The 21,307-nt window shown below is 47.6% G+C and carries 20 protein-coding genes; all 20 read left to right on the top strand.

The window, feature by feature from the left end; all coding sequences use genetic code 11:
- Positions 1–26: 26 nt before the first annotated feature.
- The 20 genes from ACIFO6_RS09155 (at position 27) to ACIFO6_RS09060 (ending at position 21,301) form a co-directional block, all read left to right on the top strand.
- Positions 27–1,031 carry a polysaccharide deacetylase family protein gene (locus ACIFO6_RS09155; protein WP_430040186.1) on the top strand — a complete coding sequence of 335 codons (1,005 nt, stop codon included), beginning with the start codon at positions 27–29 and terminating at the stop codon, positions 1,029–1,031.
- Between the two features lie 66 nt (positions 1,032–1,097).
- The gene (locus ACIFO6_RS09150; protein WP_430040184.1) at positions 1,098–2,363 is read left to right on the top strand and encodes a M16 family metallopeptidase; all 1,266 of its coding nucleotides are present in this window, start codon (positions 1,098–1,100) and stop codon (positions 2,361–2,363) included.
- Positions 2,341–2,787 carry a dUTP diphosphatase gene (dut, locus tag ACIFO6_RS09145; protein ID WP_430040182.1) on the top strand — a complete coding sequence of 149 codons (447 nt, stop codon included), beginning with the start codon at positions 2,341–2,343 and terminating at the stop codon, positions 2,785–2,787. Before ACIFO6_RS09150 ends, dut begins: the two co-directional genes overlap by 23 nt.
- 222 nt (positions 2,788–3,009) lie before the next feature.
- The gene (gene dpsA, locus ACIFO6_RS09140) at positions 3,010–3,906 is read left to right on the top strand and encodes a dipicolinate synthase subunit DpsA (protein WP_430040180.1); all 897 of its coding nucleotides are present in this window, start codon (positions 3,010–3,012) and stop codon (positions 3,904–3,906) included.
- A complete protein-coding gene (locus ACIFO6_RS09135) occupies positions 3,906–4,499 on the top strand; it encodes a dipicolinate synthase subunit B (RefSeq protein ID WP_430040178.1) in 594 nt (197 codons plus the stop codon). The genes dpsA and ACIFO6_RS09135 overlap by 1 nt, the downstream gene beginning before the upstream one ends.
- 135 nt (positions 4,500–4,634) lie before the next feature.
- Positions 4,635–5,672: an aspartate-semialdehyde dehydrogenase gene (locus ACIFO6_RS09130; RefSeq protein WP_430040176.1), complete on the top strand. Its 1,038-nt coding sequence runs from the start codon at positions 4,635–4,637 to the stop codon at positions 5,670–5,672.
- Between the two features lie 36 nt (positions 5,673–5,708).
- Positions 5,709–6,926 (top strand): aspartate kinase, encoded by a 1,218-nt coding sequence (gene dapG, locus ACIFO6_RS09125; RefSeq protein WP_044644829.1) that lies wholly within the window; start codon positions 5,709–5,711, stop codon positions 6,924–6,926.
- A 41-nt stretch (positions 6,927–6,967) separates the two neighbouring features.
- Complete coding sequence (gene dapA, locus ACIFO6_RS09120) at positions 6,968–7,849, top strand: 4-hydroxy-tetrahydrodipicolinate synthase (RefSeq protein WP_430040609.1); 882 nt, start codon at positions 6,968–6,970, stop codon at positions 7,847–7,849.
- A gap of 353 nt (positions 7,850–8,202) precedes the next feature.
- On the top strand, positions 8,203–9,882 hold the full coding sequence (locus tag ACIFO6_RS09115) for a ribonuclease J (protein WP_430040174.1): 1,680 nt from the start codon (positions 8,203–8,205) through the stop codon (positions 9,880–9,882).
- A gap of 236 nt (positions 9,883–10,118) precedes the next feature.
- The gene (locus ACIFO6_RS09110; RefSeq protein ID WP_430040172.1) at positions 10,119–10,973 is read left to right on the top strand and encodes a ClpP family protease; all 855 of its coding nucleotides are present in this window, start codon (positions 10,119–10,121) and stop codon (positions 10,971–10,973) included.
- Complete coding sequence (locus ACIFO6_RS09105; protein WP_014281138.1) at positions 10,970–11,182, top strand: YlzJ-like family protein; 213 nt, start codon at positions 10,970–10,972, stop codon at positions 11,180–11,182. Before ACIFO6_RS09110 ends, ACIFO6_RS09105 begins: the two co-directional genes overlap by 4 nt.
- Positions 11,183–11,285: 103 nt before the next feature.
- Positions 11,286–13,940 (top strand): DNA translocase FtsK 4TM domain-containing protein, encoded by a 2,655-nt coding sequence (locus ACIFO6_RS09100; RefSeq protein WP_430040170.1) that lies wholly within the window; start codon positions 11,286–11,288, stop codon positions 13,938–13,940.
- Between the two features lie 225 nt (positions 13,941–14,165).
- Positions 14,166–15,014 (top strand): spore cortex-lytic enzyme, encoded by an 849-nt coding sequence (gene sleB / locus ACIFO6_RS09095; protein WP_430040168.1) that lies wholly within the window; start codon positions 14,166–14,168, stop codon positions 15,012–15,014.
- A 157-nt stretch (positions 15,015–15,171) separates the two neighbouring features.
- Positions 15,172–16,452 carry an EF-P 5-aminopentanol modification-associated protein YfmF gene (yfmF, locus tag ACIFO6_RS09090; protein ID WP_430040166.1) on the top strand — a complete coding sequence of 427 codons (1,281 nt, stop codon included), beginning with the start codon at positions 15,172–15,174 and terminating at the stop codon, positions 16,450–16,452.
- Positions 16,453–16,455: 3 nt separating this feature from the next.
- Positions 16,456–17,736, top strand: coding sequence for an EF-P 5-aminopentanol modification-associated protein YfmH (gene yfmH / locus ACIFO6_RS09085; RefSeq protein ID WP_430040164.1), 1,281 nt, complete (start codon positions 16,456–16,458; stop codon positions 17,734–17,736).
- Positions 17,736–18,524 carry an elongation factor P 5-aminopentanone reductase gene (gene ymfI, locus ACIFO6_RS09080; RefSeq protein WP_430040162.1) on the top strand — a complete coding sequence of 263 codons (789 nt, stop codon included), beginning with the start codon at positions 17,736–17,738 and terminating at the stop codon, positions 18,522–18,524. Before yfmH ends, ymfI begins: the two co-directional genes overlap by 1 nt.
- A gap of 105 nt (positions 18,525–18,629) precedes the next feature.
- Positions 18,630–18,884 carry a DUF3243 domain-containing protein gene (locus ACIFO6_RS09075; protein WP_430040160.1) on the top strand — a complete coding sequence of 85 codons (255 nt, stop codon included), beginning with the start codon at positions 18,630–18,632 and terminating at the stop codon, positions 18,882–18,884.
- A gap of 239 nt (positions 18,885–19,123) precedes the next feature.
- Positions 19,124–19,897 (top strand): DUF3388 domain-containing protein, encoded by a 774-nt coding sequence (locus tag ACIFO6_RS09070; RefSeq protein ID WP_014281145.1) that lies wholly within the window; start codon positions 19,124–19,126, stop codon positions 19,895–19,897.
- 30 nt (positions 19,898–19,927) lie between these two features.
- Positions 19,928–21,043 carry a helix-turn-helix domain-containing protein gene (locus ACIFO6_RS09065; protein ID WP_430040158.1) on the top strand — a complete coding sequence of 372 codons (1,116 nt, stop codon included), beginning with the start codon at positions 19,928–19,930 and terminating at the stop codon, positions 21,041–21,043.
- A gap of 84 nt (positions 21,044–21,127) precedes the next feature.
- Complete coding sequence (locus ACIFO6_RS09060) at positions 21,128–21,301, top strand: hypothetical protein (protein WP_430040156.1); 174 nt, start codon at positions 21,128–21,130, stop codon at positions 21,299–21,301.
- Positions 21,302–21,307: the final 6 nt, after the last annotated feature.

The raw sequence follows: 21,307 nt of genomic DNA, 5'->3' as shown, positions 1-21,307 counted from the left end.
CAAACGGGCGGGAGGATGAAGGGATCATGAGAAAGGCAAAGAGAGCAGCGTGGGTTGTATCCAGTCTGGTCATTACGCTGGTGATTGGGCAGTTTAGTGGGGTACGTGAGTATGTGAGTCAACTACGCGCCGGACACAGCACGGAAACGAGTGAGCCCGAGGTTGCAACAACGATGGCGATCGCGGCTTTACCTGATAATGCACTCATGCAGCGACTGCGATCATATGCTGCCCGGCAAAGAAGAGAGCCGGTTGATGCCAAAATTGACCGTGTGTGGAAGGCTATTCCTGGCTATAACGGCTTGGAGGTTGACCTGGACGCTACTTATCGTAAGGCAATTGCGGCTCCAGACCGACCCATACAATATGTGTATCGACAGCTTGCGCCCAAGATACATTTGAACCAGCTCGGCAATTTCCCGATTTTCCGGGGAAATCCAGAAAAGCCGATGGTTTCTTTCATGATCAATGTGGCTTGGGGAAACGAGTATATCGTGCCTATACTGGACACGCTGGACCAGGAAAAGGTCAAGGTTACGTTTTTTTTCGATGGTAGCTGGCTGAAAAAAAATTCTGAACTCGCCAAAGAGATTCAAAAAAGAGGACATGAGCTTTCGAACCATGCTTACTCCCATCCCAATATGAGCCGTCTGAGCAGGGAAAGAGCTACACAGGAAATAGAGAAGACGCAAGTGCTTCTTCAGGATATTTTAGGTGTGAAAAGCAGCTGGTTTGCCCCGCCGTCGGGCGATTTTAATCAGGAAACAGTTGATTTAGCAGCAGGTCTTGGGCTTAAAACAGTGCTGTGGACACTGGATACAGTGGACTGGAGACATCCTTCGCCGGAATCTTTAATTGCTAAAATCAGTAGCAAGGTCGAATCGGGATCACTGATTTTGATGCATCCGACAGATTCTTCATCGGCGGCTCTCAAAGGCATGATTCATGCCATTCGCAGCAAGGGACTGGTGCCCGGAACCGTCAGTCAGACGCTTTCCCCTGATCGGCAGCTACCTGCTCCGGTTGAGTGAACGTCTTTTTTCTGTTAGGATTGAACATTATGGCAAAGTTTGCAATTCAGTTTAGGAGGGCCAATCGTGGAAAGAATTCAACTCAAAAACGGCCTAAGAGTGGTCATTGAAAAAATTCCAACCGTGCGTTCCGTTTCTTTCGGCATCTGGGTTAAAACCGGCTCCCGAAATGAAACCCCGGACAATAGCGGTATTTCTCATTTTATTGAACACATGCTTTTCAAAGGAACAGAGCGTTTCGACGCGAAGGAAATTGCCGAGCAATTTGACGCCATCGGAGGGAATGTTAATGCATTCACTTCGAAGGAATACACGTGCTATTATGCAAAAGTGCTGGATGAGCATCTGCCGATTGCGGTTGATGTACTGTCCGATATGTTTTTTAATTCTAAATTAGATCATGAAGAGCTGGCAAAAGAGAAGAACGTGATCCTGGAGGAAATCTCCATGTACGAGGACACACCGGACGATATGGTACATGATCTCTTATCTCGGGCCGCTTATGGCGGCCATCCGTTGGCTTACCCCATTCTTGGTACCGAAAAGCATTTATTAGCTATGAACAGCTCCCATCTCAGCGATTATATGAAAGAACACTATACCATCGACAATACGGTTATCAGTGTGGCTGGTAATATTGATGATAGTCTGGTAGAGCTATTGGAGCGTCACTTTGGGCACTTTGATAACCATGGAACTGCTTCGCCCCTGACGGCGCCTGTGTTTAACGGTGAGCTGCTGTATCATGAAAAGGCAACGGAGCAGAATCATATTTGCTTGTCACTGCCTGGATTTGCAACGGGTGACGATCTCCAGTATGCTATGGTATTGCTGAACAACGCGATCGGTGGCGGTATGAGCTCACGTCTGTTTCAGGAAATTCGGGAAAAGCGCGGGCTGGCTTATTCGGTCTATTCCTACCATAGCTCCCATGCGGACAGTGGTATGTTCACCATTTATGCCGGTACGGCTCCCAAGCAGACGAAGGACGTGCTGGATCTGACACTTGAGCTGTTGCAGGATGTGGCTGTCAAGGGACTGGATGATAACGAGCTTCGTAAAGGCAAGGAGCAGTTAAAAGGAAGCTTGATATTAAGCCTTGAGGGCACAGGAAGTCGGATGAATCGTCTTGGGAAAAATGAATTGATGCTAGGTAGGCATTACACGCTGGATCAAATGATTGAGCATATTGAGCAAGTGACAGCTGATGATGTGAACAAGGTACTGGACCGGATGTTCTCGGAGCCGATTGCCCTATCGATGGTCGGAACGAGCGATTCAGCGGTTAAGGATATGAGGAGGGACTATTTTGTTAACTTACGTAGAAATTAACAGACTTGGGGGCAATGAGGATATTGAGCTGCCCCGTAAAATGTCAGAGCTTGCATCCGGGTTTGACCTGTATGCTGCGGTACAGGAAGATTTATTATTGGAGCCCGGCAAGCGTTGTCTTGTTCCAACTGGATTGGCTATAGCGATGCCGGCAGGGCTGGAGGCACAAATCCGTCCGCGTAGCGGACTGGCTCTCAAGCATGGTATTACCTGTCTCAACACACCGGGCACAATTGATGCGGATTATCGTGGGGAGATTAAGGTATTGCTTATTAATTTGGGCGAGGAACCATTTACCATTACACGTAATGAGCGAATTGCACAAATGGTATTTCAGACTGTGCCTGAGGTAGAGTTGAAGCAGGTAGACCGTTTGTCTGAAACAGTGCGTGGTGCTGGAGGCTTCGGTCATACAGGACGCTGAGTCTACAGTTTCCTTCAAGCGACTGAAAAGTCACGGCTTTAATCGGCATTTTGGAGAATGTAACTGAATTGCGTTTTTAAGCTAGAGCATGAATAGCATATGAATATAAATACACACAAAAAGCCGTCCCGAAAAAGGGGCGGTTTTTTTGTGTTTCTTCACCTATCTATAGGTGGTTGCATAGACTAAAAGCATATCGTGTCTCGGAAAGGAGTGATCCGGATGCTAACAGGAATACGCATCGTTGTATTGGGTGGCGATGCGAGACAGCTTGAGGTAATCCGAAAATGTATAGACATGGATGCTACCGTCAGCCTAGTCGGCTTTGACCAGCTTGAAGAGCCGCTCAGAGGAGCATCACGGGAGCCATTGTCTGTCAAGCTGCTGGAATCGGCAGATGCGCTTGTGCTGCCCGTTGTAGGATGCGATGAGGGAGGCAATGTGAATGCACTTTTCGGAGCGCAAAAGCTGCAGTTTCTGAATGAGCACGCCGCTGCTCTTCCGCCGCACTGCGTCGTATATACGGGGATGGCGCGGACGTACTTAAAAGAAATTTGTTCCAGACATGATTTAAAGCTGGTGGAGTTGCTGGAAAGAGACGATGTGGCCATATATAACTCGATACCTACGGCGGAAGGCGCACTGATGATGGCGATTCAGCATACGGATTTTACAATTAATGGTGCAAATTGTATGGTTCTGGGCATGGGACGGACTGGATTTACCATGGCAAGGGCGCTACAAGGATTGGGAGCCAGAGTGAAGGTCGGGGTACGTAGAGCAGAGGATGCGGCGAGAGCGGTGGAAATGGGATGGAAGCCTTTCATGACAAGGGATTTGGCGGATGAGACTCAGGGAGTTGACTTGATTTTTAATACGATACCCTCTATGATTATCACAGCGCAAATCCTGTCTAAATTGCAACAGGCTACCGTGATTATTGACCTTGCTTCCGCCCCGGGCGGATGTGATTTCCGTTTTGCAGAAAAGCGTGGAATCACGGCCATGCTCGCCCCCGGACTTCCTGGTATTGTCGCTCCCAAAACTGCTGGTGCCATTATAGCGAATACTTTGGTGCAGTTGTTAATGGAAGATAATCCTGATCGGGGTGATGCGTAATGAGTTGGCAAGGGAAAACGATAGGTTATGCAATTACAGGTTCACACTGCACATTTGAAGAGGTCATGCCTGTTATACAGCGTTTTGTTGACGAGGGCGCGAAGGTCGTTCCCATTATATCCAGTACGGTATTAACAACGGATACCCGCTTCGGTACTTCGCAAAGTTGGCAAAAACAGTTGAAAGATATAACAGGGAATGATATCATTTCTACAATTGTGGAGGCTGAGCCACTGGGTCCCTCCCAAATACTCGATGTACTGGTGATTGCACCCTTGACGGGGAATTCGATGAGTAAGCTGGCGAATGCCATGACAGACAGTCCGGTTCTGATGGCCGCCAAGGCGCAATTGCGCAACGGTCGTCCACTTCTTTTGGCCATATCAACCAATGATGGGCTTGGCTTGAATGCTGCGAATATCGCCAAGTTGCTGGTAGCCAAAAATATATTTTTTGTGCCGTTCGGACAGGACAATCCAGTTAAAAAGCCCAATTCACTTGTGGCTGACATGGAGTTGATTCCAGAAGCCGCTTACGCTGCTATGCATGGCAAACAGCTTCAACCGATGATTGTGGAACGCAAGACTCCATGAAGTACTATAGTTAACTGCTGAGCATCCCTCGCCTAGAAGATGATTCGATGATGCATCGGGTCTAATTTCTTGTTGGCGGTGGATGCTTTCAGAATAAAAAAATGGTTTTTTAGTCGAGAAGGGGAGATACACCAGATGAGCAATAGAAAGTTTAATGTAGCTGTCGTTGGAGCGACAGGCGCCGTAGGAGAACAAATCGTAAATCTGCTGGAAAAACGTGATTTTCCTGTGGATAAAATTAAATTTCTTTCTTCGCCTCGTTCTGCCGGCACTTTAATTAGCTTTAAAGGTCAGCAAATTCCAGTAGAGATTGCAACCCCCGACAGCTTTGAAGGAATCGACATTGCCTTGTTCAGTGCAGGCGGAGACGTAAGTAAGGAACTGGCACCACATGCTGTTCGTCATGGCGCAGTATGCATTGACAACACAAACGCCTTCCGGATGGATCCTACAGCTCCTCTTGTCGTTCCTGAGGTGAACAGCGACAAAATTGCCAAGCATCAAGGAATCATTGCCAACCCGAACTGCTCCACCATCCAGATGGTAGCTGCTTTGAAACCATTATATGATCAGTATGGCATTTCTCGTATCATCGTATCCACATATCAAGCGGTGTCCGGGGCTGGAAGCCGTGCCATTGATGAACTGAATCGTCAAAGTGCAGCGATCCTTAACGGTGAAGAAGTTCAGCCTGATCTGCTGCCAGTCGGTTCATTGCCGGTGAAGCATCAAATTGCTTTCAATGCTATCCCACAAATCGACAAATTCCAGGACAACGGCTATACACTGGAAGAAATGAAAATGGTACTTGAAACGAAAAAAATATTGGATGATGAATCCGTGGACGTAACAGCAACGTGTGTACGTATTCCTGTCGTATACGGACACTCGGAATCCGTCTATGTAGAGCTTAAAAAAGATTATGATTTGGAAGAAATCCGCAATCTGCTTGCTTCGGCACCGGGAGTAACCCTGGTAGACGATCCTGCTGCGCAGCTCTATCCGCTGGCATCCGAAGCCGCAGGGAAACCTGATGTATTCGTAGGACGTGTACGTCGTGATTTGGGCAACAGCCGTGGATTGAATCTGTGGGTCGTATCCGACAACCTGCTCAAGGGAGCAGCATGGAACGCGGTGCAAATCGCGGAGATTATTGCTGCAAATGCGGAATAACGTTCCTGAAGTAGGGAGTAAGATGGGGGAAGAGCGATGAGTATTTTAGTACAGAAATTTGGGGGAACCTCGCTGTCCACACCCGAAGCGCGTCAACTGGTGCTAGGACATGTGAAGCGAGAGCTGGAACAAAATTTTCAACTGGTTGTCGTTGTGTCGGCCATGGGGCGGAAAGGAGAGCCTTATGCCACGGACACGCTGCTCGAATGGGCGGCGTCTAACGGCGACAGTCTTCCTAAGCGTGAACGGGATTTACTGCTGTGCTGTGGTGAAATCATTTCTGCCGCTACATTATGCAGCCTGATGGAAAATGAAGGTATTCCTGCTACGGTGCTGACTGGGGCACAGGCGGGCTTTATTACGGATGATCAATACGGCAATGCTCGTATTTTGGATATAAAGCCAGACCGTATCGTGGAAGAGCTGAACCAGGGCCGTGTCGTCATTGTGACAGGCTTCCAGGGTCAGACTGTAAGCGGTGATATGACTACCTTGGGTCGTGGTGGCAGCGATACTTCCGCTACCGCTCTGGGTGCCGCTCTACAAGCGGACATGGTAGACATTTATACGGATGTGAACGGCATCTTGACCGCCGATCCGCGCATCGTGGAAAATGCAAAACCGCTTGCCCATGTCAGCTATACGGAGATTTGTAATATGGCTCATCAGGGGGCTAAGGTTATCCACCCCCGTGCTGTTGAAATTGCCATGCAGGCGAATATTCCGGTTCGGGTTCGCTCTACCTTTTCCGAAGGGGAAGGAACGCTGGTCACCCATCCGGAGGGCTTTAAGGACGTACAGGCAGACATCGTTGACCGTTTCGTGACCGGTATTGCGTATGTCGGCAACGTCACACAAATTACCGTAGAATTAAAGCTAGGCTCGGAGCATTTGCAATTACAAGTATTCAAATCCATGGCTGAGCATGGAATCAGCGTCGATTTTATTAATGTAACTCCATCCGGGGCGGTTTATACCGTGTTCGATGCTGATGGAAGCAAAGCGGTTGAAGTACTGAACGGTCTGGGCTTGGAGCCTAAAATTTTGGCAGGGTGCGCTAAAGTATCCGTCATAGGTGGCGGTATCAATGGGGTACCTGGCATTATGGCGACGATTGTAGAGGCATTGGCAGAATCAGACGTACAGATTCTTCAATCGGCAGATTCCAACACGACGATTTGGGTACTCGTTAAAAAAGAAGATATGGTGCAGGCTGTACGCGCATTGCATAATAAATTTGAACTCCATCAATAGGCGCAATGTCCGTGCTCGGACTTGCAAAAAAAGGAGGCAGCATGGTGAATTTCGGCAGACTGATTACCGCAATGGTGACACCTTTTGATCAGCAAGGAGAGATTGACTGGACTGCATTGTCCTCGTTGATTGATTATTTAATAGAAGAACAACATTCGGAGTCTCTTGTCGTATCAGGAACGACGGGCGAGTCTCCTACCCTGAGCGATGATGAAAAAATCAAGTTGTTTGCATTTACTGTAGAAAAAGCAGCCGGACGATGTAAAATCATTGCCGGTACCGGTAGCAACAATACACGTCACTCCATTCATCTGACCCGTGCTGCGGAGCAGGCGGGGGTAGACGGTATTTTGCTGGTAGTGCCTTATTACAATAAACCGAATCAGGAAGGGATGTATCAGCATTTTGAAAGTATTGCAAATTCCACATCCCTTCCAGTCATACTGTATAATGTACCAAGCCGTACCGCAGCCAGCCTGACCGTAGAAACGACGCTGCGTCTTGCGCAAATCCCTAACATTGTAGGAACCAAAGAATGCGCGTCGCTGGCGCAGGTCACACAGATTGCAGCCGCAGCTCCAGAGGGATTCTTCATTTATTCGGGAGATGACGCTTACGGGTTGCCTGCTATGGCTGTAGGGGCTTATGGTATTATCAGCGTGGCGAGTCATGTAGTAGGCGCAGAAATGAAGCAGATGATTGATTCACTTGTAGGGGGACACGCACAGCAGGCAGCAAAATTGCATCAGCAGTTGTTTCCGGTTTTCAAGGGTTTGTTCGGCTGTCCTCATCCACTGCCTAATCCGGTGGCTGTAAAATATGCATTGGAGTTACGGAATGTTTCGGTCGGTTCTGTTCGGTTGCCGCTTATTCCTCCGACCGAAGAGGAAGCGGAATTTATTAAGAAATTATTTGCCCACTAATCGGGAAGAATGAATTTTAAAATGTTAAATGAATACAAGTAGTACCCTTGTTATAGGCAGTCGGGAGTAAAAAAGCCGGAGGATTTTATAGTCTTGAAAGGTACTCAGGCATGAGGGCGTTCTTATAGGGCGCCCTTTTTGCTGTGCCTTTTAACCATGTATCAAGATAATTGAACAGGGAGTAATGGTTTTAGACGGCAGTGGGAAACCTATGCGCAACGAACAGGATGACTTGTTTTTTCTTATTTTAATCATGTATAATGGGGTCAAGTGACTGGGTGCGGTATTCTTTTGAAAATTAAATAAATAAATCAAGGTACGACGTCCAACTACCATAGGAGGTTTAGATTCATTTGTCTAAAAAAACAAACAACGATAAATTGATGATTTTCGCTTTGGGCGGCGTCGGTGAAATCGGGAAGAATATGTATGTCATTCAATACGGCAATGACATTGTCGTGGTGGATTCGGGTTTGAAATTCCCGGAAGAGGACATGCTTGGCATTGATATCGTTATTCCTGATATTTCCTACCTTACGGAGAACCGCGACAAGGTAAGAGGCATTGTGCTGACTCATGGTCATGAGGACCATATCGGCGGTTTGCCTTACGTGCTGAAACATTTGAATGTACCGGTATACGGTACCAAATTGACGCTGGGGCTGGTGGAAAACAAGCTGAAGGAAGCGAATCTGCTTGGCGAAACCAAACGTATTTTGATCAATGCTGATTCCGAAATTAAACTGGGTTCCACGCTGAAAGCAACATTCTTCAGAACAAACCACAGTATTCCGGATTCGGTGGGTGTATGCATTGATACTCCTGAGGGCGCTGTTGTTCATACAGGTGACTTCAAGTTTGATCATACTCCAGTTAACGGACAATATGCAGATTTGCAGCGTATGGCTGAAATCGGCACACGTGGCGTACTGGCTCTTTTGTCAGACAGTACCAATGCGGAAAAACCAGGCTTTACTCCATCGGAAAAAAGCGTCGGCGTCGTGCTGGAAGACATTTTCCGTAAGTCGAAACAGCGTGTAGTTGTAGCTACTTTTGCTTCCAACGTACACCGTATTCAGCAGGTTATTAATGCTGCTGAATCGACAGGACGCAAAGTGACGGTTATTGGTCGCAGTATGGTTAATGTCGTAGGGATTGCTTCCGATTTAGGCTATTTGGAAATTCCGGATGGAATGCTGATCGAGCCTGAGGAAGTTGGCAAAATGTCAGCGGATCGCGTAGTTATTCTCTGCACAGGTAGCCAAGGCGAGCCGATGTCTGCTCTAACAAGAATGGCGCGTTCCACACATCGTAAGGTGGATATTCTTCCGGGAGATTCGGTTATCATCGCTGCTACACCGGTACCGGGTAATGAAAAATATGTCGGTCGCACGATTGATGAACTTTTCCGTTTGGGTGCCAATGTTTATTACAGCGCAGCTAATCCGGGAATTCACGTTTCCGGACACGGAAGCCAAGAAGAACTCAAACTAATGCTGAATCTGATGAAACCTAAATTTTTCTTGCCAATTCATGGTGAGTTCAGAATGCAACGTCGTCATGCCCTCCTTGCCGAATCGGTAGGTGTAGAGCCGAACAACATTTTCATAACAGATATCGGTGAAGTTATTGAGATTCAGAACGGTGGAGCACGCAGAGCTGGTAAGGTTACAGCGGGCAATGTGTTAATCGACGGACTGGGTGTAGGAGATGTAGGGAATATCGTATTACGCGACCGCAAATTGCTGTCACAGGACGGTATTTTGGTTGTTGTTGTCACCCTGAGCAAGCAGGACGGCACGATCAAGTCTGGACCGGATATCATTTCCCGTGGTTTCGTATATGTCCGCGAATCGGAAGGTTTGCTGGATGAAGCGAATCGTATTGTCTCAAGCACACTGCATAAGCTCATGAGCGAAAATGTAAACGAATGGGCTTCCCTTAAAACAAATGTCAAGGATGCGCTGGGTCGCTTCTTGTATGAGCAAACTCGTCGCAGACCAATGATTTTGCCAATCATTATGGAAGTGTGAGTCAATTGAAATTTGCTCAAAAACCTGAATTAAAAACTTAAGTCACAGGCACACAGTCGCCTCTCTTCCCGCAGGAAATATTGGACGGTTTCCGCGGGAGGGGAGGCTTTTTTGGCTTTTCCGGGTGAGGAAAGCAGGAAATCCATGGGGGTGGGTATAAAATATTCCATTTCCATCCCATACTATAGGGTGATACGGGTCACAAAAACGCTTAAAGCGAAAGGAAGATCGCCCACATGGAACAATACAGCAACCTATCATCCAGCAAACAGGAAACAGAAACACCGGATCAACCTATGCCTGAAGTTGGGCAAAGACCCATTTCCCCCGCTATGGAAGCCTTGCAGCAACTGGGACAAACCTCCATGCCCGGAAGCGAATCCAATATTTTTTGTATGACAATCATTGGTCAGATTGAAGGGCATCTGATTCTGCCACCGCAAAACAAAACGACCAAATACGAGCACATTATTCCCCAACTGGTAGCAGCGGAGCAAAATCCCCGTATTGAAGGCTTAATGATTCTGCTGAATACAGTAGGTGGGGATGTCGAGGCAGGGCTGGCTATTGCTGAAATGATTGCTTCAATGAGTAAACCGACCGTAACCATTGTCATTGGAGGCGGGCATAGTATCGGTGTACCTATCGCTGTCTCTTCCACCTACTCTTATATTGCCGAGAGCGCGACGATGACCATTCACCCAATTCGTATGAATGGCTTGGTTATCGGAGTTCCACAAACGTTTGAATATATGGAAAAAATGCAGGAGCGTGTTGTACGTTTTGTGGTTTCCCATTCGCGTATTACCGAGGAGCGGTTCAAGGAGCTTATGTTTAAAACCGGTGAACTGAATCGGGATATTGGTACTGCGGTTGGGGGAGCCGATGCAGTGAAATACGGGTTGATGGACGCGGTTGGTGGCATCGGAGAAGCATTGAAACAACTGAACACCATCATTGAATCTCGACGTCAGCAAAACGGGATTACAGGGACTCAGCAGCAGGCTCCGTTCGTACCTTTTTCCCAAAATGCTACAGATACCTCGACTGGAACGCTTCCTAATGAGCATAGTGGGGAGTTGCCTCAATGACCTTATATACCGTAATGCCAATGGAAATGGTGTGGGAGGGCATGTGGAAGGAGGCGGAGACATTTGCGGAGATTCGGGTTGACGGTTTACTTATGCAGGTGCAGCCGCTCGAAAGTCGCAGGGGGATTATCGTGCGATTGCTAGATTGTCCGCTGGAAACTTACCTGAATCCGCGTTATGCACCCGGACAAGTCATCGAATGGTCGTAGAAGGTGTCGAATAGGGTGAAAATAGGTCGTTTGATGTTGAAAAAGAACATATGTGCGGATACCGGGTGACGTGGTATAATATTCTTCTGGGGGGTGACCTTGAATGTCCAGAAGAAGGAAAAGGAAAAAGAAAGCCGCGTTTGGCGGAGTTCTAAAATTCGAAATTTACGGCATTGTGCTGATAACTTTGGCGGTCATTGCGCTGTCGGGTGAAGCGGCAGTCGGTCGGTCGCTATCCAAGATGTTTGGGCTGGTACTGGGGAAATTTTATTTTGTCATACCCCTGATCGGCATTTATTACGGTCTGATGGTGATGATTCACCGCAAATGGCCAAACCAGTGGAACTCACGTAAAACGGGGCTGTTGTTGCTGGTATTTGCCTTTACGCTTATGAGCTCTATTTCATCTATGGAGCAGCGTTTGGGGCCGATTAATGCACTTCAACCAGGCGGGGTGATGAGCCAGATACATATAGATATGCGTGAGCAGTTGCTATCGCCTGACAAGGAAGGCCATACCTCAATGCTGAACAAGGATATTAGTGGGGGATATATCGGCGCATTGCAGCTTACTGTGCTGTTGTGGCTGTTTGGTCTTACGGGTGCCAAGCTGATCATGATTGTAATGTTTGTGATTTGTTTTATGCTGCTGACCCAGCTGTCTTATGTGGATCTGGTTCGAATTGTTCGGACGAAGATGCTGGCAGCAGGGGGTAGCGTTCGGAAAAAATGGATTGGTAAAGCCACTCCACTTTCGGCATCTGGCAGAGGTACCGGGAATAAAAAAATCAAGTCCGAGTCGATTCCTGCATATGAGGAAGATATGGATGATGATTTTGATGAAATGCAGCCTCCGGCGCGTAAGCAGCCGATTTTCTATCAGCTGTTTGGCCTGAAAAAAATGGCTGGAAAGGACAAGGATGATCAAGAGCATGCTTATGAAGCTGAGGAAGGACAGCCCTTGTGGAGAAACCCCAAGCAAGCAGAAGAATTGTCCGATACTGCTGAACACATAGAGGAGGAGGTCTCTGTTCCGGTAAAAGGATCACCGATCATTCGGGATTTCTTCGAGCAGGTGAAGCATGAGGAAAGAAGACCTGAGGATGAATCAGAGGCATCCTTGGCCGGGTCAGAGCAGACGGATTCAGCTTATGATGAGTCGCTGGATGATAACTTTATGGATACCGCTGCGAACACAGATACGGACGGTATGGCAACAGCAGGCCATAATACACCAGACAGTGCAGATGGACAGGCCCAAGCGAATTCAACGGGGGCGTTAGGCGAAGAGACTACAGGCACAACTGCGGCCATTCCTGCTCCACCGCCACCCAAGCCATACAAGCTCCCGTCGTTCCGTTTGCTTGCCAAGCCACAAAACGTGGGCAAAGGCCTTGGGCAAAAGGATTACATGCAAACGGCACGCAAGCTAGAGGCCACATTGGAAAGCTTTGGCGTACGGGCAAAGGTACTGGAGGTTGTTCGTGGACCTGCGGTGACGCGTTATGAAATTCAGCCGGACATTGGTGTGAAGGTCAGCCGTATTGTAAGCCTGACGGATGACATTGCGCTTGCGCTCGCTGCGAAGGATATTCGTATGGAGGCTCCAATTCCAGGCAAATCGGCTATCGGTATTGAGGTTCCGAACAACGAGGTTTCTATTGTAACGATGCGTGAGGTTATGGAGACGACCATTTTCCAGGAGTCTGTATCCAATTTGTCCATTGCGTTTGGACGTGATATTGCAGGCCAGACGATTGTTGGTAATTTGGCTAAAATGCCCCATTTGCTTGTAGCCGGAGCAACCGGTTCAGGTAAATCGGTGTGTATTAACGGTATTATTACGAGTATTTTGTACAAGGCGAAGCCAGATGAGGTTAAATTTCTCATGGTCGATCCCAAAATGGTGGAGTTGAACGTGTACAACGGTATTCCGCACTTGTTGGCACCGGTCGTTACCGATCCGAAGCGCGCTTCACTCGCTTTGAAAAAAATTGTAGTAGAAATGGAAAAGCGTTACGAATTATTTTCCAAATCAGGAACCCGTAACATAGAAGGCTATAATAATTTGATGAAAGACAATCCTGCTGCGTTCCTGCCTTACATCGTCGTTATTGTGGACGAGTTGGCGGATCTGATGATGGTAGCTGCGGGGGATGTGGAGGATGCGATTGCACGATTGGCCCAAATGGCGCGTGCCGCAGGGATTCATCTTATCATTGCAACGCAGAGACCGTCGGTTGACGTCATTACCGGGGTTATCAAAGCCAATATTCCTTCGCGTATTGCCTTTGGTGTGTCCTCGCAGGTGGATTCCCGTACAATACTGGACATGGGCGGAGCCGAGAAGCTGCTCGGACGTGGGGATATGCTGTTCATGCCAATGGGTGCTTCCAAGCCGGTTCGCGTTCAGGGAGCGTTCATGAGCGATCAGGAAGTAGAGAACATCGTTAATTATGTGCGTGAGCAGGGTGAAGCACAATATGATGAAACGCTTGTACCGGAGGTAGAGGAAGCATCTGCTGATGCCGATGAAATGCTGGATGAGCTGTACGATCAGGCTGTCAACATCATTTTGGAGGCCAAGCAAGCATCTGTATCTCTGCTTCAGCGCCGAATGAGGATCGGCTATACACGTGCGGCCCGGTTGATTGACTCTATGGAGGCTCGTGGCGTCATCGGCCCTTACGAGGGAAGCAAGCCCCGTGAGGTGCTTATTTCAATGGAGCAATATCAGCAAAACAAAGTCAGTTCCTGACCATAGGCTTACCAGAAATCGCATCCCAAATCGCTGTTTGTAAGTGTGGTGTTTGTTTAAATTTGACAACACTATGCGTACAGATAGCGATTTTTTTTGCTTTTTTTCAGGAACAGGAGTAGCCGAATGAAAGAAGATTAAAAGGGTGAATAGCTTTAAGCAGAGCTTGTCATAATAAACGTAGCCATCCTGTTAATCCCACAAAAGAAAGGTAGAGCGTAGCATATGAAAAAGACAATGGTCTGGATTTGCACGGGTATTCTCGCAGCCTCGGCTGTCACGTACACAGGGCTTATTGCGAACGTCTCTGCGCAGCATGCAGAGCCGCTGAGCACACAGCAGGAAGTACAAGCAACACAGCCTTCCCAAGAGACATTTAGCACAGAGGCGGTTAATTACGGCTCCTACGGTCAGGATGTATATGAACTGCAATCCCGTTTGAAGCTGTTGGGCTTTTTCGGGGCGGAAGTGGACAGTCATTTTGGCAGCAGTACATTGAAGGCTGTTAAGGGCTTTCAAAAAGAGTTTGGCATCACCCCTGATGGAGTGGTCGGAGCAAAAACAAAGCTAAAGCTAGTGAATGCAACTCCTAATTGGAAACCGACGGAAACTCCTTTACATCGTAAAAATCAGGGTTCCGCTCAGGGGCAGACAGCGGATAATAATAATAAACCGGATCAAAAAGATGAAACCATGGGATCAGCTAACGCGATGGGACTGTCTGACAACGATCTCAAAATTATGGCTAACGCAGTCTATGGTGAATCCCGTGGCGAGCCGTTTGAAGGACAGGTAGCCGTGGCGGCAGTTATTTTGAACCGGGTCAAATCCCCCAGCTTTCCAAACACACCGTCCGGAGTGATTTTTCAGCCGGGGGCCTTTACAGCTGTAGCTGATGGTCAAATCTGGCTCACGCCAAATGAAACTGCAACAAAGGCAGTTCGCCAGGCACTGAACGGTTGGGACCCAAGCGGAGGCTGCCTCTATTATTTTAATCCAAAAACAGCTACCTCCAAATGGATTTGGAGCCGCCCGCAGGTAAAGACGATTGGTCAGCATATTTTCTGCATGTAAACCGCCGAAGCAGCCGGGAGCTTGTCTCCGGTTGCTTCTTGGCTTTTGCATCGTTAGAATAAAGATTGGGACACTTTACCTCTTTACAAGATAATGATTCACAGCGGCTCATGCTAAAAAGGCTAGACGAAATTGACGTCACAAAGGAGTTTTGGACTTGAACAAAACAGGTTTCGAGCGTGGGACGCGCAGACAATTAAGGATTCATGTACTGCCAACCAAACGCTTCAAGACGTTTGCCATATCATTGTATGTAGGTACTCCACTACAAGAGGAAACGGTAACCCGAGTGGGACTGACACCATTCGTACTACGACGGGGTACAGAATCATATCCGCAGACTACACAATTCAGAGAACAATTAGAGCAATTGTATGGCGCGGGCTTTGGATTTGATGTATATAAACGCGGAGATTATCAAATCGTGCAATTTCGAATGGATACGATTAATGACAGCTTTGTAAACAGCTCGGACAGCTTGCTGGATCGTTCATTTGCTTTTCTCGGAGAGGTGTTGACGAAGCCTGCATTGGAGAATGGAGCATTTCAGACTGGATACGTCCAGCAGGAACGGGAAAACGTACGCAAGAAGCTGGAATCTATAGTCAATGATAAAATTCGTTATGCTGGAGAGCGCTGCATGGAGGAAATGTGCAAAAATGAGCCTTATCGTCTGCACCCCCTCGGTCAGCGGTCTGATCTGGATCGTATAGATGCGCAAGGCTTGTATCAGGCTTATGGAGAATGGCTGAATAACGCCAGCATGGATTTGTATGTAGTTGGAGATACGACGCTGGAGGAAGTGGAGAAGTTCGTAGATCGCTATTTCCAACTGAACCGTTCGGAAGAAAAGGGATATGCTCCTGAACAACCAAAAGCGGTAGAACGTGATGTACAAACGGTGGTGGAGCGTCTGGATGTAAATCAGGGGAAGCTGAACATGGGATTGCGCACCCCGATTACGTATGGTGACGATCGTTATGCCTCTGCCCTGATGTACAACGGGATTTTGGGCGGTTATCCTCACTCCAAGCTGTTCGTCAACGTGCGGGAGAAGGAAAGCTTGGCGTATTACGCCTCATCACGGTATGACGGGCACAAGGGCATAGGGACGATTCAATCCGGTATCGAAATACCCAATTATGAAAAAGCGGTAACCATTATCCGCAAGCAACTGGAAGATACGCAAAATGGTGCGATTACCGAGCTGGAAATGACCCAGACACAGGCGATGATCCGCAATTTATTGAAGGAAATGCAGGATTCCGCTTTTGAAATGATCGCTTACGATTTTAACAGACAGCTTTCCGGCAAAGAGCGGACGGTAGATGAGCTGCTGAGCCAGGTGGAGGCTGTCAAGGTGAAGGATGTTCAGGATGCCGCCCGGACGTTCCGACTGGACACCATTTATTTCTTGAGAGACCAGAAGGGGGAATAGCGGGTGGAGCACATACCTTATGAGCATTTGCAGGAAACGCTGTACTATGAAGTGATGGATAACGGATTACATGTTTATGTGTTGCCCAAACCGGGCTTTCAGAAGACATACGCTACATTTTCGACCAAATATGGCTCAGTCGATAATCATTTTCGTGTGGAAGGTCAGCAGCCGGTTAAGGTTCCCGATGGCATCGCCCATTTTTTGGAGCATAAAATGTTTGAAGAGCCTCAAGGTGATATTTTCGCTACTTTTTCCTCCAATGGGGCATCGGCCAATGCATTTACGAGCTTTGATCAAACGGTATATTTATTTTCCGCAACCGAGCATATTCAGGAGAATTTGAACACATTGGTCAATTTTGTACAGCACCCTTACTTTACGGATGAAAATGTGGAGAAGGAAAAAGGCATTATCGGTCAGGAAATCAATATGTATGAGGATAATCCAGACTGGCGGAGTTACTTTGGCCTGATCGAAGCGCTATACAAGGTCCATCCGGTGCATATTGATATTGCGGGTACCGTCCAATCCATCAGTACGATTACGAAAGAAACGCTGTATAGCTGTTATGAGGCTTTTTACCACCCGAGCAATATGATTCTTTTTGTGGTAGGTGGAGTGGACCCGGCGGATGTAATAGAACTGGTGCGTAACAATCAGGCGAAAAAGGATTACAAGCCGCAAGGAGAGATTGAGCGTATTTTTGACGAAGAGCCTGCTATTGTGGCAGAGAAGCGTCGTGAGGTAAAACTGGCGGTTTCTCTCCCTAAGCTGTTGTTCGGATTCAAGGAAGCCAAGGTAGGTCTCATGGGTGAGGAACTGCTTCGTCATGATCTGGAAACCAAGTTGATGCTTGATCTTTTGTTTGGCTCCAGTACACAGCTGTATCAAAAGCTCTACGATGAGGACCTCATTTCAGATAGCTTCGGCCATGAGTACAACAGTACACCGCAGTATGCGTTTTCTGCTATCGGTGGAGATACCAAGGACCCGGATGGGCTGTTGGTGCGGATACGTGAAGAGGTGGGGTCCATTCAAAAACAGGGCTTCACGGCAGAACATTTTGAACGGGCACGTAAAAAGAAAATCGGCGGTTATCTGCGTATGCTCAATTCGCCCGAAAACATAGCGCATGAGTTTACGAGACATCGCTTCCGGGATAGTGATTTTTTCCAATTGCTTCCGGTCTATGAAAGTATTACACTTGAGGATGTTAACCGTCGTTTGAAGGATCATATTCAGTGGGATCAGATGGCCATGTCGCTGGTGGTGAGTCCGTAATGCCCAGGGAGAGGGAACCGATAACCACCAAGGATGGGGAATTAAAAGCCATTGGCGATACGACTGTGCTGATCACGGGAGCAAGCGGCGGGATTGGAGCGGCTATTGCGGAGCGTTTTGCGGCTGTTGGGATGAATGTGGTCATTCACTACATGAAGTCCCATGAAAAAGCGAATGAAGTTGCCCGCTGTTGTATGGCTTATTCAGGCAAGGTGATGACCGTGTCAGCGGACCTGCGGAGCAAGGAGCAGATTGAACGCATGCGGGAGAAGCTGGAGAATCACGGAATGAAGCCAGATATTCTTGTGAATAACGCTGGATTATCTCATTACGGATTGCTGACGGATGTGTCGGAAGAGGAATGGGATGAAGTGATGGCCGTCAATGTGAAGGGGACCTTTCTGTGTACGCAGGTTTTTATGCCGCATATGATTTCTCAACGCTATGGCCGTATCGTGAATGTGTCTTCTGTATGGGGAATATGCGGCGCTTCGTGCGAGGTGCTGTATTCCACCACCAAAGGCGGGATTAACGCATTCACTAAAGCACTGGCTCAAGAAGTTGCACCTTCTGGAGTAACGGTAAATGCGGTAGCTCCGGGTGCAGTAGATACGTCTATGCTGGATCATCTGGACGAAGGGGAAATTTCCAGTCTTGAAGAAGAAATTCCTGCCGGTCGATTGGCTCGGCCTGATGAAATTTCATCACTGGTTTATTTTCTGGCGCTTCCTGAATCCGGTTATATAAACGGGCAGGTCATTAGTCCTAACGGTGGATGGGTGACTTGACGAGAAGTACAGCGTTTGGAGGAAACCACCAGTATAGAGAGCACCTGAGAAGAACATATTATAACTGTTGATTTTAAATCTGAATCATCTAAGGAGGATTTAAGTATGTCAACAGTAGTTCAGAATTTCGATACCTGGAAGAAGTTCCTTGGTCAGCGTGTGGAACAGGCGGAGAAGCTTGGAATCAGCCAGGATACCATTTCAGAGCTTGCTTATGAAATCGGTGATTTTCTGGATGAGAAGGTCGATCCGTCCAACCACTCCAACCGCGCACTGAAAGAACTGTGGGGAGTTGCCGATGAGGACGAGCGTCACACTATCGCCCGGCTGATGGTCAAATTAGCCAAAAGCAACGCATAAGCATTAACCAACATGAAAAGCTCCCTTTTGGGGGCTTTTCTGTAATGGTTACAGAGCTGTTCTTGTAATTCCTTTGTAATTTATATATCATAAACGTGATCGAGGCTTATGCAATTGTGTTGAATACAAGAAGCCTTTGTGGTCTCAATATTTGATTTTGTCGATTGGTGTTATTTTATGATACAATAAGGCTTTGATTTGGAAATGTTGACGGTTTTGAATGTGAATGAGGTGCTAATGTGACGGAAGAATTGAAACAGTGGTACATGGAGTACAAGATACATAAAAATCGTCCCGGATTGCTGGGAGACATTGCTTCCATGCTTGGTATTCTGGGGGTTAATATACTGACGATTAACGGTGTTGAAGGCGAAAGACGGGGGATGCTGCTGGAAACAGACGATGACGAGAAGATACGCATTCTCGGAGATACTTTAAAAAAGGCCAGTAATATTACGGTTACGGCCTTACGCGCTCCAAGGCTGGTCGATATATTGGCAGTAAGGCACGGACGTTACATTGATCGGGATTCGGACGACCGCAAAACATTCCGCTTTACACGCGACGAGCTTGGGTTACTGGTCGATTTTTTGGGTGAAGTATTAAAGAGGGATGGAAATCAGGTGATTGGACTTCGCGGAATGCCTCGTGTGGGAAAAACCGAAACCATTATTGCCAGCAGCGTATGTGCTATGAAGCGCTGGACTTTTGTGTCTTCAACGCTATTACGGCAGACGGTGCGCAGTCAGCTCTCCGAAGAGGAAATGAACCCTAACAATGTATTTATTATTGACGGTATTGTGAGTACAATTCGGTCAAATGAAAGACATTATCACTTGCTTCAGGAAATAATGAGCATGCCGAGTACGAAGGTTATTGAGCATCCTGACGTTTTTGTACGTGAATCGGGATACAGCTTCGATGATTTCAATTTCATTATTGAACTTCGCAATAATCCGGCTGAGGAAATTATTTATGATACCTTTACAGCCAGTTATACAGAAGATCTTTAAATAAGCGTAATTATACAAGGAGATGATGACATGTCAGAACTGGGTCAGCAATTAAAGGAGGCCCGGCTGCAAAAAGGATTGAGCCTTGACGATGTTCAGGAAATGACGAAGATACGCAAACGTTATCTGGAAGCCATTGAGACGGGCGATTACAAAGTGCTGCCGGGAAGCTTTTATGTCAGAGCTTTTATTAAAACTTACGCTGAAACGGTCGGTTTAAACCCCGACGAGATTCTGGAAGGACATAAAAGCAATGTACCTGAACCAGAGCCGGAAGCTGTCATGGAGCCTGTGACACAGAAACGCTCCAACCGTCCGGCTACGATTGGAAATCTCAAATGGTTGCCTACAGCTTTAATGTGGCTTTTTTTGGTTCTCATTGTTGGGGTTATTTATGCATATTGGGTGAGTAACAATCACACGGCTCCAAAAACAGCCGAGAATACAACGCCGATTACGACACCGAGTACGTCCATTCCTAACAGTACCAAGGAGGGAACTACGACACCACCGCAAAATACGACGACAACCCCTCCTCAGGGAAGCGCTCAGACAACAACGCCGAATAACGGTCAGACGGCAGCTCCAAATGGTGGCGGCGGACAAACCACTCCTGATGCTGGGCAAACGGGGCAAACCCAACCACCAGGAGGTACAGGAACGGATACGACCACTCCTGACGGTAGCCAGCAGCCGAGTACCACTACGCCGCAACAAGGTGTAACCGTGGCTCAGGATGGCAAGCAAGGTAAAACGACGATTTTCAAAGTTTCCAGTGCAACCGGAGCTACAGTCAAGGTGGATATTAAGGCAACGGGAGAAAGCTGGCTTGAGGTGTACAAGGGGCAAAACTCACGTGGTGAAAAGCTGAGCTATGGCATGACCAAAAGTGGAGATGCCGTGTCCTTTGACATCGGTCCGGAAGGCTTGTATATCAAGTCAGGACGTTCTTCTGCCACGGATATTTCCGTAGCAGGTCAACCGATAACTGATAATAAATCAACGACTCGTGTTTTGATACAGCAAGGAGAAGCTTTTTCGACCGGAACGAGTGCCGGGGTGAGTGGTACTACTACGGATTCGACTACAGGCAGTACGGGTTCAACACAGAGCGGTACAGATTCTTCGACTACTGGCGGTGAATAAACCCTCTATTGCGCGGAAATACTAATGACTGTAATTCATGGGAAGCCAGTCATTTCATTTTCCGCAAAGTGAGGTGTATACATTATGACCGTCAGCTGGATTGTGACAGGGCTTGGTATCATTGTCAGCCTGCTTGGCTACTATCTGACTCCAAGTGCATGGGGCTATGGCATACTGGGCTTTGGTCTTGCTCACATTGTGCTGGGACTTCTGGATATGTTCCGGAATCCGACCCGCAGCCACAGCTATATAAGTTGAACTTAA

Origin of the sequence: Paenibacillus sp. NRS-1781 (genome assembly GCF_050467745.1) — a bacterium.
Classification (GTDB): Bacteria; Bacillota; Bacilli; order Paenibacillales; family Paenibacillaceae; genus Paenibacillus; species Paenibacillus terrae_A.
This window is presented reverse-complemented; position numbering and strand designations above follow the sequence as displayed.

Excerpts from the sequence above, each read along its gene's own strand:
- ACIFO6_RS09155 (WP_430040186.1), top strand. The coding sequence starts at position 27 with ATGAGAAAGGCAAAGAGAGCAGCGTGGGTTGTATCCAGTCTGGTCATT.
- dpsA (WP_430040180.1), top strand. The coding sequence starts at position 3,010 with ATGCTAACAGGAATACGCATCGTTGTATTGGGTGGCGATGCGAGACAG.
- ACIFO6_RS09135 (WP_430040178.1), top strand. The coding sequence starts at position 3,906 with ATGAGTTGGCAAGGGAAAACGATAGGTTATGCAATTACAGGTTCACAC.
- ACIFO6_RS09130 (WP_430040176.1), top strand. The coding sequence starts at position 4,635 with ATGAGCAATAGAAAGTTTAATGTAGCTGTCGTTGGAGCGACAGGCGCC.
- dapG (WP_044644829.1), top strand. The coding sequence starts at position 5,709 with ATGAGTATTTTAGTACAGAAATTTGGGGGAACCTCGCTGTCCACACCC.
- dapA (WP_430040609.1), top strand. The coding sequence starts at position 6,968 with ATGGTGAATTTCGGCAGACTGATTACCGCAATGGTGACACCTTTTGAT.
- ACIFO6_RS09110 (WP_430040172.1), top strand. The coding sequence starts at position 10,119 with ATGGAACAATACAGCAACCTATCATCCAGCAAACAGGAAACAGAAACA.
- ACIFO6_RS09105 (WP_014281138.1), top strand. The coding sequence starts at position 10,970 with ATGACCTTATATACCGTAATGCCAATGGAAATGGTGTGGGAGGGCATG.
- ACIFO6_RS09100 (WP_430040170.1), top strand. The coding sequence starts at position 11,286 with ATGTCCAGAAGAAGGAAAAGGAAAAAGAAAGCCGCGTTTGGCGGAGTT.
- sleB (WP_430040168.1), top strand. The coding sequence starts at position 14,166 with ATGAAAAAGACAATGGTCTGGATTTGCACGGGTATTCTCGCAGCCTCG.
- ymfI (WP_430040162.1), top strand. The coding sequence starts at position 17,736 with ATGCCCAGGGAGAGGGAACCGATAACCACCAAGGATGGGGAATTAAAA.
- ACIFO6_RS09075 (WP_430040160.1), top strand. The coding sequence starts at position 18,630 with ATGTCAACAGTAGTTCAGAATTTCGATACCTGGAAGAAGTTCCTTGGT.
- ACIFO6_RS09065 (WP_430040158.1), top strand. The coding sequence starts at position 19,928 with ATGTCAGAACTGGGTCAGCAATTAAAGGAGGCCCGGCTGCAAAAAGGA.
- ACIFO6_RS09060 (WP_430040156.1), top strand. The coding sequence starts at position 21,128 with ATGACCGTCAGCTGGATTGTGACAGGGCTTGGTATCATTGTCAGCCTG.